Source organism: Natrinema zhouii (assembly GCF_013456555.2).
In the GTDB taxonomy this organism is placed as follows: Archaea; Halobacteriota; Halobacteria; order Halobacteriales; family Natrialbaceae; genus Natrinema; species Natrinema zhouii.
Window position 1 is genome coordinate 170,370 of sequence record NZ_CP084885.1, and the last position, 23,488, is coordinate 193,857.

A 23,488-nucleotide genomic window follows, 5' to 3' on the forward strand; every position below is an offset into this window, starting at 1 on the left:
AGGTCACGTCTCCAGGAGCTCGAGCTCGAGTAACCGTGTCTGAACCGTCTCAATCGCTGCTTCTGCGTCTGTCGGGTGTTCACCACCTGTAATCACGAGTTTGCCGCTGCCGAACAGTAAGGCGACGACATCCGGCTCGTCCAATCGATAGACCAACCCCGGGAATTGTTCTGGTTCGTACTCGACTGCTTCTAACCCAAGGCCGATCGCGATCGCATTAAGATTGAGGCGAGTGCCGAAATCACCACTCGTTACGATATTTTGGACCGTCACCTCTGGGTCAGCTGGCACCGCAATGCCTAACGACCGAAACTTTTCGACCGTGATCCGGACTGCCTCTTCGAGATTATCAATTGATGAGGCACCAGTACAGACGAGTTTGCCCGATCGAAAGAGCAGCGACGCTGCCTTCGGATCGGTCGTTCGATAAACCAACCCCGGAAATTGCTCTGGGTCGTATGAGACGTCTTCGAGATCGTCAGCAAGGGTTTCGAGATTGAGTTCCTGCTCAAGGTGCCGTGTTGAATAGCGATCTAATCGGCTGATATCGCGGGTTAGAAGGGCGAAGCCGAGGAAATCGATTCTGACCTATGGAAGTCGATCTCCTCGACTTCGTTGAGCAGTGTCGACACCTAGCCAAACAAGCGTTGGGGAAGCACGCGGGCGAGCCCGCCAGCGGCGGGTTCGCCCGCTGGGTGCACGTCGTTCTGCACTGTTTCCGACTCGAAGACGGCCACAGCTACCGTGAAACGCCGAATCGGCTGAAGTACATGACCGAGATTCGTGACGTGCTCGGCTTAGACCGAGACGATCTTCCTGAGTTCACCACGATCTACAAATCGTTCGACCGTCTCAAAATGTGGGTATGGCGGGCGTTGCTGCGCGTTTCAGCGCAGCAACACCCGCAGTCTGGTCACGCAGCTCTCGACAGTACGTTCTTCGACCGCCGCTCAGCCTCCTCGTACTACCGCCAGCGGTCTGGAAGCGACGTGCAGACGCTGAAAGTGACGACATTAACCGATATAGAATCACTCGCTGTTCTCGATGTGCATATCTCAGCACGATGGAAACACGATACGAAGACTGGGCCGCAGGTCGTCCGCCGGAACGCGGACGACCTGCTGTCCGTCTCGGCTGACAAAGCCTTCCACAACTGGCACACCAAGTACGAATTCTATGCGCTCGGTGTCGAACCGCTCATCTTACAACGTGGATCGAGACCACTCACGGTAGGACATAACGCGCTCATCCGGGCAAAAGGCTACTCACAGCGCTGGATGGCCGAAACTTCCTACTCAACGACGAAGCGCTCGCACGGCGACGCCGTGCGAGCGCTGGGCTGGTATCGACAGTTTCGTGAGATCGTCCTCATGTTCGCCATCGTCAATATAGAACCGCTCTGTGAGCCACTCTAACCGTGATTCAGCAGCTATTCAACACGGCAGCAATATAGAATCTGCAATTCTGTTGTATTCATAACACCTCGAAACATCCATAAGGAGCTATTGCATTGGGTGTTCCAATGGAAGAGTTGCGATGAGTGGGGATCTGTTCGTCATCGATGACAATCCGGGGGATATTCGGTTCATTGAGGAGGCACTCTTCGTCTCAGAACTGACCCCGACTATCCATACTGTGAATACCAAGGATGAGGCACTTGATATCATCCATCAGCGAAACGAGTACAAGGATACACCCCGCCCGGATGTGGTGCTGCTCGATTGGCGGCTCTCTCAGACGACCGGCAAAGAGATATTGGACGTTGCTAAGTCAGTCACTCCACCCCTCCCTGTCGTCGTAATGACAAGCTCGGAACCAGAAATGCAGTCCGAGAATGCACCGGTATCACGGGCAGACCAAATCATCGAGAAGCCAACAGATCCCGAGATGTACGTTGAACTGCTCCGACCATACCTCACCGCTCAATAAGCATGTGTAGTGAGCATTTATTTCACAGTAAAATACATATGAAGAATAGGATTTCAACAGAGTCAATCGAAACTAAGACAGAGTCTACAGTCCGCACGACTCACTGCTGATCGAGCGTTCGTGGTTCAGGTGGCACGAACGAGCAGCATCTTCTCGGTGAGTTTGACGTCATACTCACCGACTGAGAACGCGACCGACACCGATTCGCCGGTTGTGACGAGACGATCGAGCGCCTCAGGGTCGATCGTGTCGGACAAGACGATCCCGTGGGTTGGTCCCAACTCGGTTGACGGGCAGTTTTCGAGACTTGCGATCGCTTCGATAATTGCAATGCTCGGCGGCGTTTCCGACCACGCGTATTCAAGTTGCCTAGTTTCCATGATTCACCTCCTCCGCTAGCCCGGCCCCTGCTCCTGAAAATCTCGCGCGCTGGGTTCGGCAGTTCGGACAAGCGTGGAGCGTTCCGGTGTTGTCCGCAAATACCCGCTTGTACTGTTCTGTGACGTGCGCGCCACAGTTCGAACACTCAGGCATCATCAGGCCTCCACAGCCGTATGTTCGTACATGGCACGCGTCGTCTCGAGTTCAGCGATTGCATCTGCGAGAGTCAACGGCTCGGCCAGGTGCTCCTCGAGCGTTCGCAGATCGGCCAGCACTGCTTCGAGTTCGGCCTGCACCCTCTCGTCAGGCCAGCTGTCGACGGATTCACTCATCGCGACTCACGCTCCGGGCAGCCAGGCGCATGCGACAGGTTGTCCCGTCCACCGAGTTCGACCAGCAGCTCGCGTTCGCAGTACGTACATCGGACGTACGCCTTCCCGCCCTGTTCCGGCGGTTCGACATGCCGCGTGTACGTCGATTTCTCGGACTCACTCTGAGTAGCCTCGGCGGCTACGGTTCCGCCGTCGGGAACCACCTGCTCTGTACGAGCAGTCACCTCGGCTTCCGCACGCAGGCGCAGTTTTCGGCCCGTGTCAGTTTCGTAATATTCGGATCGCTGTACCACTCGATCGATGGTTCTGAACTGGTTCATCGGTTCAAACCCTCCACCCCTCTCAAGGGTGGAACAACACTACGTGCTGTCACGGTCGAATCGGTCGCTGTGGAGCCTGCGATGGAGGGAGTCCAAGGAACCGAACCTCACGTCTCGCCTCCGCTCGGATCCACACGTGTGATTTGTCCGACCTTTCCGTGGGTGCCCGCCAGTACCAGCGAAACGTGCTCGAGCATCGAGATATCGGCCACAATCGTGTTCCCATCCTTCTGGAGGACGACGACGCCGCTGTCGTGGAGCCAGACAGAGACGCCGATGCCCCAATGATGCCATCGACCCGGTGAGAGCGCTCTCGACGGGAGTGAGAGACTCTCGTCACCGCGATCGATCGCCGCCTGCATGCCCTGACGAAGCGCCCACACTTGCGATTCGGTGAGCGTGTCCTCGGGTGCGTCAATCTCGTCGACGTACGTCAGCAGATCGGCCACCATCACGTCTCACCTCCGATGATCCGATCGACCTCATCCAGTTCACGCGCTTCAGCGGCCTCGTCCTCATATCCCACGTCGGTGGCATAGCGCTCGAGGAGGGCCACGGCTCCATCGTCGTCCGTGGCTGCTCGTTCGAACAACTTCTCAAGGGCGGTGACGACCACCCGATCGGCGACCTGGCGGCCAGCATCAGCTGCTTCACTTTCGATGCGACCAAGTCGTGACTCGGGATACGCGTAGGTTTTCGAGGGCCTGGACTTCAGATTTGAACAGTAGACGACATCGAACACGCGATCGTCATTGGTTGTGTCGAATCGTGAGTTCCCATAGTTATCTAACAGATTGTAGTTGTTCACTTCGGACCACTCGGCTACCGTCTGTCCAGTATCGGTGACCACGTGCACTGGCCGCCCCTGTGCAAGATCCAAGCAGACGTCACCAAGTTTGATCGACTGTTCGCTCATCGGCTCACCTCGTCGTCACTGAGAGTGCGAGCAAGCGTTGCGGCCTGCTGTTCAATCGGCTCGTGGTGGGCGTGTCTGACGTTCAGGAGCGCAAGGTGCGCTCCAAGCCCCCACAACTCTGCCCGGTGCAGCTCGTCAGCAAACTCCGTGAGAACGTCGTCAGTTGTCTGGCGACCATCGGTGAGACCGTTGATCCGAGCTGCAATCTGATGAGGGATCGTATCTCGACAAGAAGGATCTCGTCCTGTGTAGTCGGCCATCGTCTCGACGAGTCCCGCAAATGCCTCAACACGTCCGTCGACCGTGATGTCCCACTCTTCAAGGTCATCCTCGTCGACGGCATACGTCACAGCGTCGGGTTCCTGTCTCTCGAGGAGAGCCTCGAGAGCCGCTCGCTTCCAGCTGCGGTAATCGCGGAAGCTCCAGAACGTGGCGAACTCTTCGAGCGTTTCGATCGAGTACTCGATCGAGATGTCGGCGCGAATACGCTCGGTCGTCTCGGCACTATAATCAGTGATCCGGGTGACCGGCCCACTGGCAGTCGCGAGGAACCGTCGTGGAAGCGGCGTCGTGCAGTCGGTTGACTGCTCGTTATCGGGTGTTTCCGTTGGTTGTGCTGCTGTCTCGTCTGCTCGTGACATCTGTGATACCCTCCATCCCTCTCGAGGGTGCAACAACACCACGTGCGGTATGTTCGTGCGGATGCCGGTCGACTCTGACAGAGTTACCCCACGATTTAGAGTCATCTCTGCCCGTGGGGTAACTTACGGCACTGATGGATTCTCTGTGCCCTGCAACCCGCAGGCCTCGAGTTCGCAAATCCGCTGTGCGTTACGTACAGCCTCGAGAACAGACGTTCGGATCGCGACTGCAACCCGGTGTTTGCACGCGCCCTGGTAGTGTTCGTCTGCTGGACACGGACAGCTGTGCGGCAAGCCGTCCTCGATCGTGACCAGATACTCGTGATCCTCGGGATTTGCATGGCTGGCGTTGCGAACGAGGACGCCCTGCGCGACAAGTTCGAACTCGAAGGCTTCGTACTGGGCGCGCCGGAGCGTCCGCTGGGTCGGTTCAAGTCGCTCGATCGGATGTGCTGATGATGATGTAGACATGGTCAGGTGTAACTACCGCTAGACTGGTCAATCATCTCGAATTACGCGCTCTCGCAGTCGGAGCAGATCAGTTGAACGTCAAGATCACAGGCAGTTTCACAGCTCTGGGTCGGAACAAGTCCGAACTTCCCGCAGTAGTCACAGCTCGTGTTAGTGTACTCAGGCGCGTCGAATACGTCAAAGCGAGAATGCTCAACGGAAGAATCAGGTTCGGTGGTGAACTCAACGGCTAGTGGGTTTGTGATCCTGCTGGCAGTTTGCATCGTCTTTGATCCCTCTACCCCCTTCAGGGAGCGAACAACGCCACCGGCTGAGCGCTCTTCGCGAGGCTTTCAATTCAGACGATCGGCTTTGGTCCCCGCGACAAGAGTGCGACCTCGCCGCTCTTTCACTCGTCGTTCGTCAACAGGTCGTATTACTCCCCGAGATCACTGCAGACGGTTTCTGCGACCTCGAGGATGACTCGAGCGTTGAGACTTCAGCTTCGACCGATCCCCAGTCTGGATTTATGTTTGGGTAGACGGACACTTAGTACGTGCCAGTGAAGCGATCGTGCCAGCTTGCCGATGGCTGGTACGACGTCGTGGATGCGATCGTCACTTCTACTCTCGAGGCTACGGACTGCACATCTTTCAAGCACGTCTGCTACCCGTGCGAGGGTGCGACGTGGTGGAACCCCGTGGCAGTGCTCACCGGCTTGCTCGAGAGCGAACAAGAGCGCGAGCGGGGTGAGTAGCGGTGTCACAAGTCGAGACGACGCCGCACGAAATTGAGGGCCGCTGGAAGTGGCCCGACTGGGGCCGCGGACCCTACGACGCGCTGTCATCAGTGATACTCGGGCCGCCCTTCGAGGGCTGCCTCGAGATCGACAGCGAGCCCTGGCACTTGGAGGTCCACTACAGCAAGTCCGAGTTCGCACCGCGACTGTCGGATAGGATTAACGTCGAACGGCTCTACGAGTGGGATATCGTGGGCCGTGGGCGAGGCGAGCAGAAGGCGTCGTACAACATCGGCCCGCGGTTTCCGAACATGCGCCACTGGGAAAGCGGCGAGCGGCTACAGCTCCCCTGGGAGAACCAAGTCGGCGAGGTCAACGGCGTCGACGTCGAGATCCACACGAGCAACATCGAACCCGACCGCGGTCTCGAGCTCCTGTCGAAGTTCTTCGCGGCTGTTTGATCACGCCAGCGAGCGGGTTCACCCAGATTCGAGATGAAGAGGTTTTGGTGTGCACAGCCGTTTCCTCCTCACTCCTTTCGAAAAGTAGCCTCGATAAGCCGCCGCTGTCACGCGATCTGTCTCCTAACTAAAGACGGATGGTCGCAGATCCACCCCCAGACACTCTAACTGGAACTTGGAAGGATTGATGGTCTTGCTGTTTAAACACTAACAGCAACTATGGATGGGACTAGCGCATTGGAAACACCTGGGTGTTCAATACCGTTCTCAAATCATGGTGGTTCTAAGAGATGATATCGAAATCAAAAACGGTTGCAGCCTTGCTTGCCATCTTTTTGGGTTCGTTTGGCGCTCACCGGTTCTATCTGCGGTCATACGGTTGGGGTATCCTCTACTTTTTATTTTTCTGGACGCTGATTCCTGGCCTGATTGGGTTTGTGGAGGGGGTGAGGTACTTATTGATGGACGAGAGTAAATTCACTGCTAAATATACTGAAGAGTCCGCATCGGTAAATGAAGCAAAACCGAGTGAGACTTCGTCAGAGTCAGAACGTCGAAGCGGAAATACCTCGGCTGATTTCACTATGGAGGTGTCCATCGGTAGTGGGGGGAGTGGTTCAGTAGGGTCGCAACTCGACGAGGAAGAGATGTGTGATCAGTCTTCGAAAGCGTGGGTTCCGCCGGGAGATGAGGTCTCAATTAATGGGTATGAGATCCCTGGGGGGATGGTTTACGTTGGGACGGGACTAAGTTCGGTTGATGGGTTTCACGGAGTAGATGCGTGTTTGATCGATCCGACGCTTGACGTTGATGCTAGTACGTCTGATCCGGATGGGACTCGAATGTCGTATTGGCCGTCGTATTCGGATATTGATTCGGGTTGTCGAGCGACGTATCTTGAGTGGTTGGCAAATGGTCGGCGTGATCCCGACATTGATATCGGGTACGTGTTCCTGTTTTTCTATGGTCTCGAACGACGGGTGCTCTTTGATGCACAGCATTCGAGTCAGGCGCGTTCTGAGATTCCAGACATCCTTGCCGAGGTGGAGGAGTTGCTGGAAGTCTATGGTAATGAGAGTTCCTTCCCGGGGTACGCAACGCGGTTTTTGAACGCGGTGCGCGCTAAATACGACCCTGAGTCACTTACGGAGATTTCTCATACGAGCCGGGGCCGAGAGATTCCATTAGGGAAACGAGTGAGGATTGGTCGCCAGATAGTCGACGAGGAACCGCTTGATCCTGAAGTTGCGTTTGAGTGGTTTGAACAATCGTCGAACACGTATCTGCGGACGCCAGGGCAGCGGTGCGAGGATGAGTTCAAGTTACTCTTCTTTACAAAGTACGAAGAACGCTTTGGGAAGGGATTGCTCGAGGATCTCGATACAGCACCTCTCACAGTTAGCTACGGGTCTGCCAGTCGTTCACTGCCAGACTTAGGGGAAATTGAGATTGATGGTCTGCCGGATATTTCTGCCCTGTCGGAGCCACTAGAAGCGATGCAAGAGTTGGCAAATGAGTGTTGCGATGAGTTAGACGCGTACTCTCGATACGTTGGGCGAGCTGATGACCGAGACAGTCTAGAAGCATTATCATTCCTCCCCAAATCGCTTCTCGACCATTACCAATCTGAATCACTGACCGACTGTATTCAAGCGATCGAAAACGAGTTAGGTGAGTCAGAGATGGTCGAGACGGACCTCGATCTGTTACTTGAACATTTGCCTGTCGACTCGAGTGGAGATGTTCGGAAACGTGATCTGCGTCGACTCGCAAATCTGCTTGAGAAACTTGAGTTTGGTGTAGAGCCTGACACCCGGTTTTCTGCCCCGTCCCGCGGATGGGGTGATCCTGCAGTGATTTACCAGCTGCCGCCCGGATCGAGTGCTGAGACATCTGCGGTTTCAGAAGGTATTAGACTCATTCAGAAACTCGCTATCAAAGTTGTGCTCGCAAACGATGAAGTGGCACCTGAGCAAACGGAGTACCTCGCAGAAAACCTCGGGTCATTCCTCGAACTGGGTGAATCTGACCGAATGCGACTGGAGGCGCATCGTCGCTGGCTCATTCTTGATTCGCCGACTCTGCACGGTGTCCGGCAACGTGCTGAGGATCTTCCAGACGAGCAAAAACCACGAATTGCGAAGTTTCTAACTGCTCTTGCGTGTTCAGATGGGAATATCGATTCAGATGAGATCCAGGAGTTGTCGAAGATCTATCCGGTGTTGGGTTTAGATGAAGAGATGGTTCACACGCATATCCATGAGCTTCAGACGAAGCCGCCCGAAGCGGATGATGAGCCAGTAACCATACAAAAGCCGGACTCCGCTAGTAAGCACTATGAGATTCCTGAATCGGAGACAGCGGAGGAACCGCAGACGTCGGAAATCGAATTAGATCAGGATCGAGTGAAAAGGACTCTCGAAGAAAGTCAAGAGGTGAGTGCATTCCTCGCCGACATTTTCGAGGACGAAGAGGAAGAGGATGCGCAGCAGGGGTCCCAGCCACTAGAGGATCAATCTCCTGATCCAGAGTCGGGTTCTACGGACAGCAAGGTAGAGCCGTTAGATGAGGATCACCGCCGGTTCCTCACTGCCCTCTCGCAGAAGCAGCAGTGGGATCGAGAGGAGGTTGAAGAGTTGGCTCGTGAACAAGGGTTGTTCCCCGGGGCGGCAATGGAAGTGATAAATGACTATGCATTCGAACTGGTCGAAACACCCGTTATTGAAGGAGTTGATGAGATAATGGTTAATGAAGAAGTATCCGAGGAGATCTTAGAATGAGCGACGATAAGTCAGACCTTGAAGCAGCAACGATTCGGGCCCGTGACCGTGATGCAATTGTTCAGTCCCTCCAAGCGGGTCTCGTGCCCCGGCGTGGCTTGCAACATATCCAAGTCGGGCGTGCGAAAGAGGTGAAGGCCGTAACTGAAGACTTAGATCGAATTGCTGACGGGGGGTCCGCAGTTCGGTTTATCATTGGCGAGTACGGGTCAGGAAAGACGTTTTTCCTCAATTTGATGCGGACAATTGCGTTGGAGAAACGGCTCGTCACGGCGCATGCAGATTTAACACCGGATCGGCGCTTCCGGTCAACGTCAGGGCATGGTCGTGCGCTTTACCAACAGTTAGCTCAAAACCTTTCGACTCGCGCAACACCGGACGGTGGAGCACTTCGAGGTATTGTTGAGCGATTCATCGCGGAGGCCAATCGTGAAGCGACCAATCAAGATGTCCCGACTGAGGAGATTATCCGGGATCGGTTAGACGAGCTTTCAGAACTTGTTGCGGGGTATGCGTTCACAGACATCGTCGCTCTGTATTGGGAAGGACATCAGGAGAACGATGAGGAGCTGCAACATGCAGCGTTACGGTGGTTGCGTGGTGAATACGACACGAAAACAGAAGCACGAAAGGTTCTGGATAAACGCGTTCCGATTATTGACGATTCGAACTGGTATGAGATGACGAAGCTGATGGCTCGATTCGTTGATTTGGCAGGTTATGAGGGACTGTTGATCAATCTTGACGAGATGGTGAACCTCTACAAACTGTCTCACACGGGGGCACGAAAAAGCAATTATGAGAAAGTGCTATCGATCGTGAATGACGGGATGCAAGGCCAAACGGTCGGTCTCGGCTTTCTCTTTGCGGGAACACCGGATTTCCTCACCGATACAAAACGCGGGTTATACAGTTATGACGCGTTGAAAACGAGGTTGTCTGAAAGCACGTTCGCTTCAGATGAGCTTGTCGACATGAGTGGGCCTGTCATCCGTCTCTCCAGTCTAACACAGGAGGATATGTTCGTGCTCCTCCAGAAGCTTCGTCATATTCACGCCGGAGGGAATCCTGATAACTACGTTATCCCGGATGAAGCAGTAGAGACGTTCATGCGTCATTGTAATGAACAAATCGGAGCCGCGTACTTCCAGACTCCTCGAAACACGATCAAAGAGTTCCTCAGTTTCCTCGCTATCTTAGAGCAGAATCCCGAGGTTTCGTGGGAAGAACTGATCGGGGATATCCAGGTTGAGTCAGAGGGGATTGAACCATCTCAAGCCGAGGAATCAGAATCTGCTGGGAACGACGAGGGTGATGATCTTGCCAACTTCAAACTCTAGTGATGATGAAGACACGTCTCGCCAGACGAAGTCCTTTGAGCTTCTTCACAAGTCGATGCAGCGATGGGTTTGGAAGCAAGGCTGGGATACTCTTCGCCCAATTCAGGAACAAGCGATCCCTGTCGTTTTAGACGGTGACTCGGACGTTATTTTGTCGGCACCCACCGCGTCAGGAAAAACCGAAGCTGCGTTCCTACCGATCCTCTCAGACATTACGGTTCAGCGTGAATCGTCTCAGAGCCCCAGTTCGGGGTTCGACGTCGTGTATATTTCTCCGTTAAAAGCACTGATCAACGACCAGTATGACCGACTCCAAGAGCTCTGTGATTCTTGTGATCTACCTGTTCACCGGTGGCATGGAGACATCTCTTCGAGCAAAAAACACAAAGCTCTCGACGAGCCGAACGGGATTCTCCTAATCACCCCAGAGTCAGTGGAGGCGCTGTTTCTTCGTCGACCATCGGTGTTCCATCAAGCGTTACAGAACGTCTCTTACGTCGTAGTTGATGAAGTACATGCGTTCATCGGGACACCCAGAGGAAAACAGGTTCAGTCACTTCTGCATCGTATTGAGAGAGCCAAAGGCGAGTGGTTTCCGCGTATTGCGCTTTCTGCCACGATCGGGGATCATGAGATGACTGCAGAGTTCCTGCGTCCGAAAGCAGGATCTAAAGTCGAGATTATTGACCCTGATAGTGATCGACAGGAAATCCGGCTTCTAGTAAAAGGGTACGAGAATAAGAACAGTGGAAGTAACGAGGAAGACGAGGAAGAACCCTCAGGAACAATTGTTGATATTGCTGAGCAGATCTTCACAACCCTCCGTGGGCAGGACAATCTTGTCTTTGCAAATCGCCGAATGGATGTCGAACTCTATACTGATCTGCTGAAGCGAGTCTCGGAGGAGAGGGGCGTTCCCAACGAATTCTACGCGCACCACGGGAGTCTGTCCAAAGAGATTCGAGAAGAAAGCGAACGACTGCTGAAAAACTCGAACGCTCCTGCAACGGTTATCTGTACCAGTACGCTCGAATTAGGAATCGATATCGGATGGATGGACAGTATCGGTCAAATCGGATCACCACCATCCGTTTCCAGTATGCGGCAACGATTAGGTCGATCTGGACGGGAAGATAACCCTGCAGTCTTGCGAGTGTATATTCAAGAGCCAGAGATTACTGATTCGACGCCACTTGAGGACACACTACGCCCTGAACTCGTTCAGACGATTGCGATGGTGGACTTATTAATTGAGAAGTGGTACGAGCCACCGAACCTCAATGCGCTGGAACTTTCGACGTTGATTCAACAACTTCTCTCGCTTGTCGCTGAGCATGGTGGGATCAAAACGGAGACTGCCTACCGTATTTTGTGTCAAACGGGGCCGTTTGATAAAATCGCGATTTCTCAATTCAAATCGTTGCTACGGGGGCTCGCAGACAAGGAGTTACTTAGTCAAGCGGGAGACGGGGATCTCATAATGGGGTTGACCGGTGAGAAGGTCACCCGGCACTATGATTTCTATGCCGCGTTCTGGAGTCCGGATGAGTACCGTCTCGTCTCTAATGAGAAAACGATTGGGATGCTCCCCGTCACGAGTCCCTTGATAGACGGTAAATTGCTGATATTTGGCGGCCAGCGTTGGGAAGTTGAGTCGGTTGATCAAGAGAAGCAAATCGCGTTCTTGAAACCAGCTCCTGGAGGAAATGTTCCGAAGTTTGGAGGTGAAGGAGCGCTCGTTCATACTCACGTTCGTGAAGAAATGTTTACTACATACACCAGCACGGAGATTCCGAGATACTTGGATACGGAGGCAGTGAATTTGCTTGAAGAAGGTCGAATGCACTTTGAACGGCTAGACCTAGAGAACCAAAATCTGATTCAACAGGGAGAGCACACGATTCTGTTCGTTTGGGCTGGTGACCGTATCGTGAATACGATACATCTGCTTCTCGCAAAGAGAGGCTATCAAGCATCAAAGGTGGGTATGACGTTACAGGTCCGGAATTGCCAGTCTCTGGAGCTGTTAGAGGAGCTTTGTGAAATAGCGTCGTTACAGCCTCCTGAACCAGCTAAGTTAGCGGAGACCGTCGAGAACAAGATCATCGATAAGCACGACCGATACTTGCCAAAAGAACTCCTAAATTCGAATTATGCGTCTAATCGGTTGGATATTGAAGGTGCGTTGAATCAGGTCAAAGAGATTGTGAGCAGGAACTAATTTTTCTCAGAGTCATCGGCTTCATACAGATCTCGCCTTTTGAGATTGCTCAATGTTCTAATAAACGTTGTAGATGATAGTTCCCTGCTCACTTCCACTTTTGTTGACTGGTATTTAATAGTTGGTAGCAAAGACATAGCTATGAACTAGCAAAATGGGGATTAACAGGTTCCAGATAGGTACCTAACCATCACCATCAACAAAATATGCTCACACTAACACATATCGCCGATACACACCTTGGCCATCGACAGTACGGGTTGAAACAACGAGAGGACGACATGGTATCAACCTCGCGTTCTGCGCTCCAAGAAATGACCAACGAGCGCAGGACGGACGCGGTGCTGTTACCAGGTGATTTGTTCCACTCCCGGGATCTGCGTCCGAAGGTTCTCCATCAAACCGAGCAGGAACTTGACCGAGTGCCGGATGACGTGCCGGTGTTAGTGTCTCGGGGAAACCACGACGAGAACCTGACGCCACGTGACGTGACGTGGTTGAATTACCTGCATCAGCGCGGTCAAGTCGTGTTTCTGAAGGGTGATCTGGACGCTGATCCAGAAACTGCTCGGTTCGAACCGTACGACCCGGAGGATCCAGGCGATCACGCCGGGTTTTACGACATCAATGTCGAGAGATTCGATGGTCCGGTTCGCGTGTTCGGGCTACAGTGGCGCGGCGCGAAGACCGGGCAGGCCCTCCAGCAGGTAGCGAACGGCATTCAAGCCACGAACGACGAGTACGGTGAGCCGACGTGGACCGTGTTGCTGGCGCATTTCGGGATTGAAGACGAGGTGCCGACGCTCGGGGGGACAGTAACCCATGCCGAGCTACGAGACTTGAAGGACGTCGTGGATTATCTGGCACTCGGGCACATTCACAAGCGGTACGAGTCTGGTGAGTGGATATACAATCCTGGGTCGCCGGAAGCTCATAATACGCGGGAAGGGCGGGCTGAGTGGGAGCACGGCTACTACTCGGTCGCGCTCGACAACGGGTCAGCCGAGGCGGACAATGACGCGGTCGGTTTCGATGTGGAGCATCATTTGACGAAGCGACGGCCGTACTACCGGATTGAATTCGATGTTACCGCGTATGAGTCTCCGGGCGATCTCGAAACCGCGTTTCAGAACCATGTCCGGGACGAGCAGGCTGCGATGACAGAGTACTGCAGTCAGGACGAGTTCACGGCACGAGGCGAACCGCGAGAACCGATTATCGACCTTCGGTTCACGGGGACGTTGCAGTTTAGCCGTGGGGATTTCCGGTCGGATGAACTTGCGGCGTGGGTGGAAGACGCGTACGACGCGTTGTACGTGCAGGTAAATACAGGGATTCGGACGGCGAACGTGCAGCAACTCCTATCGGAGATCGACGAGGACGAGGTGTTCAAGGATGGGCAGTTGAACACGGCTGCGTTAGAGCACCGCGTCTTCGAGACGATTGCGAAGGAATCGATCTACGATGACCACGCAGCCGACGTCGCTGACGTATTGGGGAACGCTCATCAGATGGCGCAGGCTGACGAAGCCGTCGAGGATATTCGTGACTCCGTGAGTTCAGCGCGGCACAAGTTGTTCCCGGAACTGACAGACGACGTCGTGCTGGACATTGAAGAAGATCCGTTCGCTGATGCTGAAGCGGGCGAGAATACGTCTGGTGACACGACGGGCGACGACGAAGCAGACGTAGAGACAGAGGCAGGGAAGGTGGTGGAACAATGAGAATCACGGAGGTTGCGCTGGAAGACATCAAATCGTACGAGGACCGGACTGTCGTACCGATCGAAGGCGGCGTGACAGCGATTCTCGGTGAGAACGGCGCAGGGAAATCGACGATTCAAGAGGCCATCGGATTCGCATTATTCGACTCGCTCCCATTCAACAACAAGGAGTTCGTGCGTGAAGGCGCGAGTTCCGGAACTGTCGAGGTCACGTTCGAACAGGACACGCAGCGTGGGACGGAACGGTACAGAGTTATTCGGTCGGTCGGCCGGTCGAAGTACGGCGTGCACCGGTATGATCCCGATGCTGACGAGTGGGTCGATCAGGATATCGATTCCAAGAAACAGTTGGTGGAGTGGGTGTGCGCGCGCTTCGATGTTGAAGATGGAGACGAGCTCAGCAGTCTCTGGAGTTCCAGTATCGGAGTGCCCCAAACACGGTTCCTGTCGGACTTCTCGCAAACACCTCGGAATCGCAAAGCGACGTTCGATGCGCTCCTGAACTTGAACGCGTACGAGGGGTCATGGGAGACGCTCAAGGACGTGCCGGACGCGATTGAGAACCAGCAGCAGGATCTCCGCAGGGACATTGATACGCTCACTGGCGAGGTACAGGGTCTGCCGGACGAGCGGGCGGAAGCGGAGTCGTTGGCCGACAACGTTGAGGCAATTGAAGCGCGAATCGAACGGAAAACCGGCGAGTTGTCGGAGAAGGAGGCGGAGTACGAGCAACTGGAAGCCGTTGAAGAGAAAATCGACTGCATTAACCAGGAAGCCGACTCGCTGGAAGGGGACATCGGCTCGACAGAGAGCAATTTGGAGACGGCTAAAGAGGAACTCGCGGCCGCCGAAGAAGCACAGGAGAAGTGCGAGGCGAACCGTGAGGAGTACCGTCGGTACAAGGAGGCACGCGAGCGGCGGGACGAATTAGAGGAACAGGAGGTCGAACGGGACACACTCGTCGAGGAACGAAATAAACAGGAAGACACAATCCAGGCGATCCGATTCGAGGTCGAACAACTGGAAGACGACCTAGAAGAACTGGAGGCGGCTCGAGAGAGCTTGGGGATGCGTGAAGAAGAGAAGGAGCGGTATGAGGAACTCGATGAACGCATTGAGTCGCTGAAAGACAGCGAGGACGACGTAGAGGCATTCGAGGAGGAAATCGAGCAATTGATAGAGGGGATCGAATCGAAGGAGCACGAAATCGAGGCGAAAGAGGAGACGATTGCGGAGATAGAGGACGAGTGGGAAGCGACGACGGATCCGGAAGCGCTCTCCGATGAGATCAACGACCAGGAGGCGAGCCGAAAGCAACTGGAGAGCGAGCGTGAGCGGCTTGAAGAACAGTTGGACAGGTTGCATGACACGGATGTTGATGCGCCGTGCCCGACGTGTGACCGTCCGTTAAAAGAGGATCACCGGTCAAAGACGATCGAGCAGCGTGAAGCCCGGATCGAGGAAATCGAGACGGAACGCGAGGAACTCGCCGAGGAACTTGATGCATTGCGTGAGCGGCGTGACACGGCGAGGGAGGTCAAGCAGCGCGTTGATAAGCGCCCTGTTCACCGGGACAAAATCGAGTCGCTGGAAGATGAGATCGAAGACCTGCGTGCCGAGAAGGAAGAGACGGAGGCGAAGTTAGCGGACTTGGAAGACGAATTGGCGGATCTTCCGGACCTCGAAGCCGAGCGAGACGACCTAGAGGAAACGTACGACGAGTACCAGACTGCTGAATTCCGAGTTAAGGAGCATACTAATGTCCCCGATGAATTGGAGGCAAAACGGGCCGAACTAGAGGAAGAACAGTCTGTGCTGGCGGAGTTCGAAGACGAGTTGGAAGCGTTCGAGGGCTTGGATAAGAAGTTGACGGAGGTCAAAGAAACGCTGAACGAGACGGAGTCGGCATATCAGACGTATATCAAGCACGAGCAGCAGGCGTCACAGGTGGAGGACCGGCGGGAGAGAGTCGAAGACCTGGAGAACGAGCTTGCGGATCTCGAAATGGATCTCGAAGAGACGGAGGCAGAACTGGAGGAGACGAAAGCGTCGTTCGATGAAGAACGATTCGAGACGCTGGAATCAGATATCGAGGATCTCAAGGAGGAACTGGCAGGTGATCGGCGGTCATTAGAGCATAAGAAGGGGTACCTGGAGGAGGTTCGTGATACTATCGAGGAGTTGGAGACGAAGCTAGAGGAGCGTCAAGAGAAATTCCAGCAGGTGAAGGAACTGAAAGCGGACCAGCAGTTCGCCAACTGGGTTCGGGAGAATGTCCGGGAGGCCGGGCCGAAGATGCGCGAGATCATCACTGATCGGATTGGATCCCGGGCGAATGAGTTGTTCCGGTCGATTCGCGGCGCGTCGGCCGAGATGCTGGAGTGGACGAGCGATTACGAGATAATCGTACACGATGCGGATGTCCGAAAGTCGTTTTCGACGCTGAGTGGCGGGGAGAAGATGGCGGCTGCACTTGCGGTGCGACTGGCGATTCTCGAACAGTTAGCATCTGTGGGAATCGCGTTCTTGGACGAACCAACGGCGAACCTCGACCGACAAAAGAAACGGAATCTCGTCACCCAGCTCAAACAACTGGATAGCTTCGAGCAACTCACGGTCATTAGTCACGACCAGACATTCGATTCGATGACTGACTACACGATCACCATCGAGAAAGACCGGCAGACCTCGGAGGTGTCGGTCAATTAATGCCGCTCGATAAACGCGGCGTCGCGTCTGAATTGGAGACGAACGTTGATACGATTAAAACGTATCTCGAAGACGATACGGGGATCGTGGAACGATATCAAGACGCGTTTCAGCGGCTACCCAGCGAGTGGACAAGTGCTGAAATTCGAGCCTCGCTCCAGGACGCGTCATACCCAGGGGCATATCCGACAGACGAGTTCGATGATGTGGACAGTCTCATCATCCCGTACCCAGAGAGTGACGGGTGGGAGAATCACGAGGAGGTCAACGAGTGGGCGCGCAATATTATTCGTGACGTGCCGGTGATGGCTGTCGATGGGTCACAACTCCCGCCGACAACGCAATTCAACGTCCCGCTCGCGTACATCCAAGCGGCATGGGCAGTCAACCATCATCACGCCGAGGGACGGCTTGACCGCGGCGTTGACGGGCGACTCTTGACGCCTGACGAGGTCACACAAGAATCAGAGGACGGTGACTACCGATTCGTTGATTCCCAACTCGTGGGGCATCACCGGTTCGAACACGAAGGACGGCTACTCATCGACCAACTCTCGGACTTAGCTGACGCGCGTGATGCAGGCAATATCGCCCATACACCAGTCGTATTCTATGACGGGCCGTTGATCGCGTCGTTTGCGAATCCGTTGAAGCCGGAGACTCGAGAGCGGTACATCTCGACACTGAGTCGAGTTATTGCAGTGAGTCAGCACCACGAGATCCCACTAGTCGGATACGTCGCAGGGTCGAGTGCGACTGAACTCGTGAAGATGACGCGACTCCTGTTGCGCGAGGAGTTCGAGACTGACCGCGTCATTCCGGATGCGCACGTCCTGACGGAGTTGATGAGCCCGTGGGGCGATACGACGATCCCGTTCATCTCGAAGCGTGACGGGAGCATCGACGCGTTGCAGACAATGTACGACGGGGAAGCGTACGAATTCCGCGATGACATCTTGTTCTCGTACCTGAACGTGCCGCCAGGCGCTGGACTCGACCGGATCGAATTCCCCGGGTGGCTGTGCCGCAGTCCCGGTCCCGACGGGTATGATTCGATGTACAAGTACACCGTCGACATTGTGCGGGCAGAAGCAGGCATCGGACGTGGTTATCCAGAAATCCTGCAACAGGCCGATAGCGACGCTGTATTAGACCATCAAGACCGCCAACAGTTCCAGCGCGTCGTCCAACGCTGGGCTGAATCGAACGACGTGCCGCTGGAATGGGACGCTAAAGCACTAAGCAAGGAACTTCGACGACGATGATTCACCACCACACCCCACACACACCAGCAGGATGCACCGCTCGACGACCAGACAATAGTACGGAGACGGAGCTATGACAGACACACCAACTAACGAAGACAGTCCAGATCTCGATTCGTGCGTTCGGATTGGCAGCATCGTATCATCGAACAGCCACTTAGATTACGTCGTCGAGGTGTACAAGGAACGGGACTGTGATTGTCCACCGGAACTTCACGAGCGCGAGTTCGGGCAACCAGTCTTCATCAAGAAAACCGTCGACGGAACCGAGTACGCGGTTATGGGCGTGATTTATGACACGCAGTTAGTCGATCCTGACCAGGGACGGACCGGGCCGCGATTAGCGCAGGACGATCAAGCTCAATTCACGCCGGGATACATCGAAGAGCGTACCACGCTCGCTGGTGTGGCGCTTCTCGGTACCGCAGTCGTCACCGAGGATGGGGCAATACAGGAGCCAACGCATCAAATGCCGCGGTGGACGTTAGAAGTCGAGGATACCGTCTTCCACTGTCCGGATCAGGTCACGGTTTCCTTCCATACCGTCGACGACCAAATTCAGTTGGCGTACATGGATCGGCTCTTGGATATTGCTGGTGACCTCGGGTCGGAGGTCATTGTTGCACTGATTGACCGGTTACGAGGGATGCTCCCGGATGACGATCCAAACCAGCGAGTACTAGATGTGGTTGAACAGAACGTGCAGTGGCAAGCGCGTGAACAGCGAGGGGTGGTCTAATGGTAGACCGATCAGACGTGGTCGGAACCGTCGCTGGACCGGGTGAAGATCCGAACGAATTCGTGTTCGTGACTCCGTCAAACAAGTCGATCAAGACGGGTGAGTTCATTACGTACACTGTCTCGGTTGAAGGTGAGCCACGATCGGTGTTCGCTCGCGTGACGAACCGTGAACTGATTCGGGGGCTTCCTGAAGGGTTCCTTGCGGATCCGGAGGTCGGGCCGGAGACAGTCGCGACAACACTCGGTGTGCCGACTGATGATACTGAGTTGTACCGGTTGACAGCAACGGTCATCGGTTACTACGACACGAATATGACGACGTTCGCTAATCCTCGCCAGCTGCCTGACCCGGGGACACCACTGTCGATCGCACCGCATCAACAACTCGAAACCGTATTGCCGAACCTCGGCTGTGAAACTGACAGCACGGATGTCACAACACTTGACGGAGTCGCGCACGTCGGCTGGCTGTTGAATCGACCAGCAGAGGCGACAAATCTACACATTCCGATTGAAGAATTCGCTTCGACACATCTAGCGATTCTCGCATCAACCGGAAGCGGGAAATCCTACACAGCGTCGGTCTTGATCGAGGAGATGATGCGTCCGAGCTCGCGTGCATCACTACTCGTGTTTGACCCACACGGTGAGTACGATACACTGGCGGAAATGCAGGGCGAAGGGGCGTTTCAAGATCCAGATGGATATGAACCAGATGTCGTCTACTACGATCCAGAGCGGCTTCAGGTTCGGATTTCTGAGTTAGAAATCGGCGATGTCATGGCGGTGTTGGATAACCCGAGTAACCGAATGCAAGATCGCCTCTCGACGGCGTGGCGATCGATGCAGAACCGTGAAAGCCGGACGTGGGGGATCGATGCACTTATTGCGGAAATGGAAGCCGAGTTCGGGGCTGATGACGCAAGTGTCGGCGCATTAGAGTGGCGGCTCCGCCGATCGATCGAGCGGAATGATCTCTTCCATCCCGAAGAGAACGTGCCACTGGATGAAATTGTGGACCCAGGACAGTGTACTGTTCTTCAGATGGACACGTTGGATCGGCGGGATCAGCAACTTATTACGACCGTTCTTCTGCGGCGAATGTATCGAGAGCGACTCGGTGACGTGCGGAACCGGGATTCAGATATCGAGCATCCGATTTTCGCCTTGTTCGAAGAAGGGCACCGGTTTGCTCCAGCCTCCGGTGAAGCCCCATCGTTAGGGATCATGCGAACGATTACGTCTGAAGGCCGTAAGTTCGGATTCGGACTCGGGATTATCAGTCAACGCCCGTCGAAAATCGATCAAGACGTTCTGTCGCAGTGCGGAACGCAGATTTCGATGCAGATCAAGAATCCGAGTGACCAGGATGCGATCAAAAACTCCGTGGAGGCCGCTGGCGAAGACGTGCTTCGAGAGTTGCCCGGTTTAACACCAGGGCAAGCAGTCGTGTCTGGTGACGCAATGAACACGCCGGCACTGATCCAGGTTCGACAGCGACGCACACCACACGGTGCTGGAAGCCGGCCAGTCATCGAGGAATGGCGCGAAGCATACGACGAACGGCAACGAGAGCCGACACAGTCCGAATCTGCTGATTTCGGGGAGGGAGACTCGACTGGCGTTCAGAGTCTCGATTAATGTGATCTGGCTGTGAGCGAGAATCACGCTTTTGAGGGCGCAACGATCTGCTGAGAAAGTAACTGTCTGCCAGCGGTCACAGAGATTCTATTGTTGTGAGGGTGTCATAGAAGTCTTCTCACACCGAGATCATGGTACTTCCTGGATTGTCTCCACATTCATAGTTGGTGATCGAAACGTCGAATCGATGCAATAGGTCAAGTCGAGCAGGCCGCGGCGGACGGCCTGCTCAACGAGGTGGTCGAAGGTTTCGTCAACGACGTGTTTGGGATCGGTGAGAAAGCGACCGACCGCGTCTCTCGACGGCGGTCGATCAAAGCCACAACTGAGCCAGACAACTGTGTTCTGAAGCTCTCGTTCAGCGGGGCGGATGCCGTAGATGTCTTTGTAGTAACAATGGAGGAAGCCATGCATCGTCTCTGGGAAAACGCGAGACAATCTGTCGCCTACTCGCCATCCTCGCAACAGGCTTCGATGTCCGTGTCATCGCAACCGGACGGACCCACCACTGGCTCGCCCAGCATCACCGCGAAGATCTCCCCGCCATGAGCCAGTGGCGAGAGACACACCGCCCTGCTGGGGACCGCGTCGACGACGTCCTCGAGGCGTTGGACCCCGATAGCCGAAAGGTCGAACTCCTCGACAGCTCGAGGATGAACCCGCCCAGACACTCTCTCGGCACGCACTCCGGGCGATACATGACGTCGATCGGAGTCGGGTCTCGCAACTGCTAGTCTCCGAAACGAACTCGCTCACTGAGCTCGGCCTGGTCGCAGAGTTTGGACCAGCCGATGATCGAACTGTCGAGTTGCTGGAGGCTGGCCGATAGCTACTCGCCACATTGGACGCCCAACGCGGTCGGCAACAGGAACTGTCGGAGACCGTGATCGACACCGGAACATCCTCCCAACAGTGTAACCCCGCGCACACGAGAGGCAGGGTGTAACCGTAGCGGTGAGGACAGCAATCCCTACCGGACGGCCTACCTCGACCGTCCAGGGCATGCCGCCGCCGCTGGCTGTGGAGAGGACGGCGACATTACCCTTGTTGAGGCCCCGTTCGAGGACCGTACGGATGGTCCTGACCATACTCGATACGTGAGTTTCGACGGTGATCGCGAGGAGGTCGTAGTTGCCGTTCGGGCGAGTGAGCCCCTGCAGTATGTGGTGAGTCTCGCGACAGCGTTAGCCTCGCCGCAGTTGCTCAACTGAGTGCTCACCGACAACCGTCTCGAGTCATTAGAAGATCCGCCGGAAATCCTGCGAGACGCTCGCTGTATCGGTGGCTCTCCGACGAAGCACTCGAGGATCCCAAAACGCTTCGTGAGGCGTTCATCGAGTGGGGGACCGACCTCAAGAACCTCACTGCGAAACTCTCCACCGGTGAGTACGAGGATCGCAACCGCTTCCGCAGCGAGATTATGCGCTCCGCTCACGGGCTTGCTGGCTCGATCATCCATCTGTTCGATGCCCTCGAAATCGATATCGTTCGAGAGCTTCGCGTCCCGTCGGGACTCGAGACCGATTCGCTAGACGAACTCGCAACCTCGATCAGTATTTTGGCCGCGATTCAGGGGAAATACGGTGTGTTTGCCTCGTACCGGCAGCTGTTCGAGTCTCGCGAGGAAAAGCGTCGCACCGCACTCACACCAACTGTTGATGCAGATGACCCGCTGGGGACTCTCATTGGCTCTCTCGTCGTTCGCGGTGAGGATATCCACCGACTTCACCCATACCTTGAGGAAGCGCTTGAGAGGCCAGCAGCGGTCGCTGATGAGGCTCCCGAATTTGCTGTCCTTGTCTCCCTCTCGACGGTCGATCGAACGGGCTACGCGATGGCTGCGACGCGGATCCTGCAGACCAAGAACCTTCGACCAACTCGAGACAGTATCTCGTTACTACAGGCGTTAGTCAGCTCACCGTACGCTGCTGCTCAAGCACTACACCAACTCGCCGGCGAAGACGAGAGCCAAGAGCTCCGGCCAGACGAGCTCCGCTACGCGTTGGGAACGCTCGAACCCAAGCAGTTGCTCGCCGATCTTCCACTGACAGTTGGCCGAATCATTCAAACGCTTCTCACAGCCGAAAGCTGCCTGTCACAGCGTGACCTCGCCGACCGAGCGGGCGTCTCAGCACGGACCATCCGGAACTATCGCAACCGGCTCGAGGCGTTCGATCTCATCCGGGTTGACGAGACTAGATACCGCCTAGCTCTACCGTTCCAGACTACTTCCGAACGCCGCGATCCCGTTGTTCCAACTGTCCTCGAGGAGAACCAGACAATCCTCGACGCCGCCGACGCATTGCTCGAGACAATCCTCCCGCCAGAGCGATACAGTGATCCCGACGACCCACTAGGCAGCGTACTGTTCTGGCCGCCGGACCCCCAGCGATTACTCAATCGCCAGCGAGTTGGTCCGTGGCTGCGATTAGCAGCTGCGCTCACAGCAAGAGGATCTACCGGGAACAATCAGGCCGTGCAGATGGACCCACCGCTCGAACAGCAAACGCTTTCTTAGACAACTCCGTAGGATTTACTAGCTGTTGTTCTTCCGGTTGGGGACGCCGTAATCGATGTGGACTTCTGGTACGCTCGGTGATTCAGATGCAGGGGTTCCGTTCCAATCGAGAACATGCACGTTCGCCAGTTCTCCAGAAAACCGGAACCGTTGGACTCCGGTTTCGATCGTCCCCTCGACAGCATGTTCCGAGACCACTGTGGGTTTCTCGAGCGAGTTAGTCTCAACTGGTTCGATATCGCCATCGACGCTAATTTCGTAGTTGGATGGCACTCCACGACCGATCACTGTAACGATATTTGTCATCGTTCTCTCACTTGGCATACAGTGGGAGACTCAATTTTGCCAGTATAAGCCTTTTTATTGACAAAATGGTCGGAA

At 55.1% G+C, this 23,488-nt stretch carries 23 protein-coding genes and 2 pseudogenes; 13 read left to right on the forward strand and 12 right to left on the reverse strand.

What is annotated here, in order from left to right; translation table 11 throughout:
* Positions 1–3 precede the first annotated feature (3 nt).
* Positions 4–546 carry a TATA-box-binding protein gene (locus HYG81_RS45085; protein ID WP_226778878.1) on the reverse strand — a complete coding sequence of 181 codons (543 nt, stop codon included), beginning with the start codon at positions 544–546 and terminating at the stop codon, positions 4–6.
* A 44-nt stretch (positions 547–590) separates the two neighbouring features.
* Here HYG81_RS45085 and HYG81_RS45090 point away from each other — a divergent pair, with 44 nt between their 5' ends.
* Positions 591–1,415, forward strand: coding sequence for an IS5 family transposase (locus tag HYG81_RS45090; RefSeq protein ID WP_226778759.1), 825 nt, complete (start codon positions 591–593; stop codon positions 1,413–1,415).
* Between the two features lie 121 nt (positions 1,416–1,536).
* Positions 1,537–1,929, forward strand: coding sequence for a response regulator (locus HYG81_RS45095; RefSeq protein WP_226778760.1), 393 nt, complete (start codon positions 1,537–1,539; stop codon positions 1,927–1,929).
* A gap of 125 nt (positions 1,930–2,054) precedes the next feature.
* Here the strand turns inward: HYG81_RS45095 and HYG81_RS45100 are convergent, their stop codons facing one another.
* The 8 genes from HYG81_RS45100 to HYG81_RS45130 form a co-directional block, all read right to left on the reverse strand.
* Entirely contained in the window at positions 2,055–2,309 is a 255-nt protein-coding gene (locus HYG81_RS45100) for a HalOD1 output domain-containing protein (RefSeq protein WP_226778761.1), read from the reverse strand.
* Positions 2,299–2,466 (reverse strand): DUF7563 family protein, encoded by a 168-nt coding sequence (locus HYG81_RS46055; protein WP_425607589.1) that lies wholly within the window; start codon positions 2,464–2,466, stop codon positions 2,299–2,301. Before HYG81_RS46055 ends, HYG81_RS45100 begins: the two co-directional genes overlap by 11 nt.
* A complete protein-coding gene (locus HYG81_RS45105) occupies positions 2,466–2,642 on the reverse strand; it encodes a hypothetical protein (RefSeq protein WP_226778762.1) in 177 nt (58 codons plus the stop codon). The genes HYG81_RS46055 and HYG81_RS45105 overlap by 1 nt, the downstream gene beginning before the upstream one ends.
* A complete protein-coding gene (locus HYG81_RS45110; RefSeq protein ID WP_226778763.1) occupies positions 2,639–2,962 on the reverse strand; it encodes a DUF8118 domain-containing protein in 324 nt (107 codons plus the stop codon). The genes HYG81_RS45105 and HYG81_RS45110 overlap by 4 nt, the downstream gene beginning before the upstream one ends.
* A 107-nt stretch (positions 2,963–3,069) precedes the next feature.
* Positions 3,070–3,414: a hypothetical protein gene (locus tag HYG81_RS45115; protein WP_226778764.1), complete on the reverse strand. Its 345-nt coding sequence runs from the start codon at positions 3,412–3,414 to the stop codon at positions 3,070–3,072.
* Positions 3,414–3,878, reverse strand: coding sequence for a hypothetical protein (locus tag HYG81_RS45120; RefSeq protein ID WP_226778765.1), 465 nt, complete (start codon positions 3,876–3,878; stop codon positions 3,414–3,416). The genes HYG81_RS45115 and HYG81_RS45120 overlap by 1 nt, the downstream gene beginning before the upstream one ends.
* On the reverse strand, positions 3,875–4,519 hold the full coding sequence (locus HYG81_RS45125) for a hypothetical protein (protein ID WP_226778766.1): 645 nt from the start codon (positions 4,517–4,519) through the stop codon (positions 3,875–3,877). Before HYG81_RS45125 ends, HYG81_RS45120 begins: the two co-directional genes overlap by 4 nt.
* Positions 4,520–4,642: 123 nt before the next feature.
* Positions 4,643–4,990 carry an SWIM zinc finger family protein gene (locus HYG81_RS45130; RefSeq protein WP_226778767.1) on the reverse strand — a complete coding sequence of 116 codons (348 nt, stop codon included), beginning with the start codon at positions 4,988–4,990 and terminating at the stop codon, positions 4,643–4,645.
* A 535-nt stretch (positions 4,991–5,525) separates the two neighbouring features.
* Between HYG81_RS45130 and HYG81_RS45135 the strand changes: the two genes are divergently transcribed.
* The 10 genes and pseudogenes from HYG81_RS45135 (at position 5,526) to HYG81_RS45180 (ending at position 20,589) form a co-directional block, all read left to right on the forward strand.
* Positions 5,526–5,726 carry a hypothetical protein gene (locus tag HYG81_RS45135; RefSeq protein WP_226778880.1) on the forward strand — a complete coding sequence of 67 codons (201 nt, stop codon included), beginning with the start codon at positions 5,526–5,528 and terminating at the stop codon, positions 5,724–5,726.
* Between the two features lie 2 nt (positions 5,727–5,728).
* Positions 5,729–6,197 (forward strand): annotated as a pseudogene (locus HYG81_RS45140) (DUF7845 domain-containing protein); the annotation flags it as partial.
* Positions 6,198–6,459: 262 nt separating this feature from the next.
* The gene (locus tag HYG81_RS45145; protein WP_226778769.1) at positions 6,460–8,949 is read left to right on the forward strand and encodes a TerB N-terminal domain-containing protein; all 2,490 of its coding nucleotides are present in this window, start codon (positions 6,460–6,462) and stop codon (positions 8,947–8,949) included.
* A complete protein-coding gene (locus HYG81_RS45150; RefSeq protein WP_226778770.1) occupies positions 8,946–10,289 on the forward strand; it encodes an ATP-binding protein in 1,344 nt (447 codons plus the stop codon). The genes HYG81_RS45145 and HYG81_RS45150 overlap by 4 nt, the downstream gene beginning before the upstream one ends.
* Positions 10,264–12,510: a DEAD/DEAH box helicase gene (locus tag HYG81_RS45155; RefSeq protein WP_226778771.1), complete on the forward strand. Its 2,247-nt coding sequence runs from the start codon at positions 10,264–10,266 to the stop codon at positions 12,508–12,510. The genes HYG81_RS45150 and HYG81_RS45155 overlap by 26 nt, the downstream gene beginning before the upstream one ends.
* 206 nt (positions 12,511–12,716) lie before the next feature.
* Complete coding sequence (locus HYG81_RS45160) at positions 12,717–14,234, forward strand: metallophosphoesterase family protein (protein WP_226778772.1); 1,518 nt, start codon at positions 12,717–12,719, stop codon at positions 14,232–14,234.
* A complete protein-coding gene (locus tag HYG81_RS45165; protein ID WP_226778773.1) occupies positions 14,231–16,942 on the forward strand; it encodes an AAA family ATPase in 2,712 nt (903 codons plus the stop codon). The genes HYG81_RS45160 and HYG81_RS45165 overlap by 4 nt, the downstream gene beginning before the upstream one ends.
* 206 nt (positions 16,943–17,148) lie before the next feature.
* On the forward strand, positions 17,149–18,207 hold the full coding sequence (locus HYG81_RS45170) for a DNA double-strand break repair nuclease NurA (protein ID WP_226778774.1): 1,059 nt from the start codon (positions 17,149–17,151) through the stop codon (positions 18,205–18,207).
* Between the two features lie 73 nt (positions 18,208–18,280).
* Positions 18,281–18,946: a DUF8166 family protein gene (locus HYG81_RS45175; RefSeq protein ID WP_226778775.1), complete on the forward strand. Its 666-nt coding sequence runs from the start codon at positions 18,281–18,283 to the stop codon at positions 18,944–18,946.
* On the forward strand, positions 18,946–20,589 hold the full coding sequence (locus HYG81_RS45180; protein ID WP_226778776.1) for an ATP-binding protein: 1,644 nt from the start codon (positions 18,946–18,948) through the stop codon (positions 20,587–20,589). Before HYG81_RS45175 ends, HYG81_RS45180 begins: the two co-directional genes overlap by 1 nt.
* A gap of 177 nt (positions 20,590–20,766) precedes the next feature.
* On the opposite strand, the pseudogene HYG81_RS45185 reads toward HYG81_RS45180, so the two are convergent.
* Together HYG81_RS45185 and HYG81_RS45190 are read right to left on the reverse strand one after the other, a co-directional pair.
* Positions 20,767–21,012: pseudogene (locus HYG81_RS45185) on the reverse strand (IS5/IS1182 family transposase); the annotation flags it as partial.
* Positions 21,013–21,035: 23 nt separating this feature from the next.
* Positions 21,036–21,260 carry a hypothetical protein gene (locus HYG81_RS45190; RefSeq protein WP_226778777.1) on the reverse strand — a complete coding sequence of 75 codons (225 nt, stop codon included), beginning with the start codon at positions 21,258–21,260 and terminating at the stop codon, positions 21,036–21,038.
* Between the two features lie 749 nt (positions 21,261–22,009).
* Here HYG81_RS45190 and HYG81_RS45195 point away from each other — a divergent pair.
* Positions 22,010–23,107 carry a helix-turn-helix domain-containing protein gene (locus HYG81_RS45195; RefSeq protein ID WP_226778778.1) on the forward strand — a complete coding sequence of 366 codons (1,098 nt, stop codon included), beginning with the start codon at positions 22,010–22,012 and terminating at the stop codon, positions 23,105–23,107.
* Positions 23,108–23,125: 18 nt separating this feature from the next.
* Here HYG81_RS45195 and HYG81_RS45200 read toward each other — a convergent pair whose 3' ends face one another.
* The gene (locus tag HYG81_RS45200) at positions 23,126–23,431 is read right to left on the reverse strand and encodes a hypothetical protein (RefSeq protein ID WP_226778779.1); all 306 of its coding nucleotides are present in this window, start codon (positions 23,429–23,431) and stop codon (positions 23,126–23,128) included.
* Positions 23,432–23,488 lie beyond the last annotated feature (57 nt).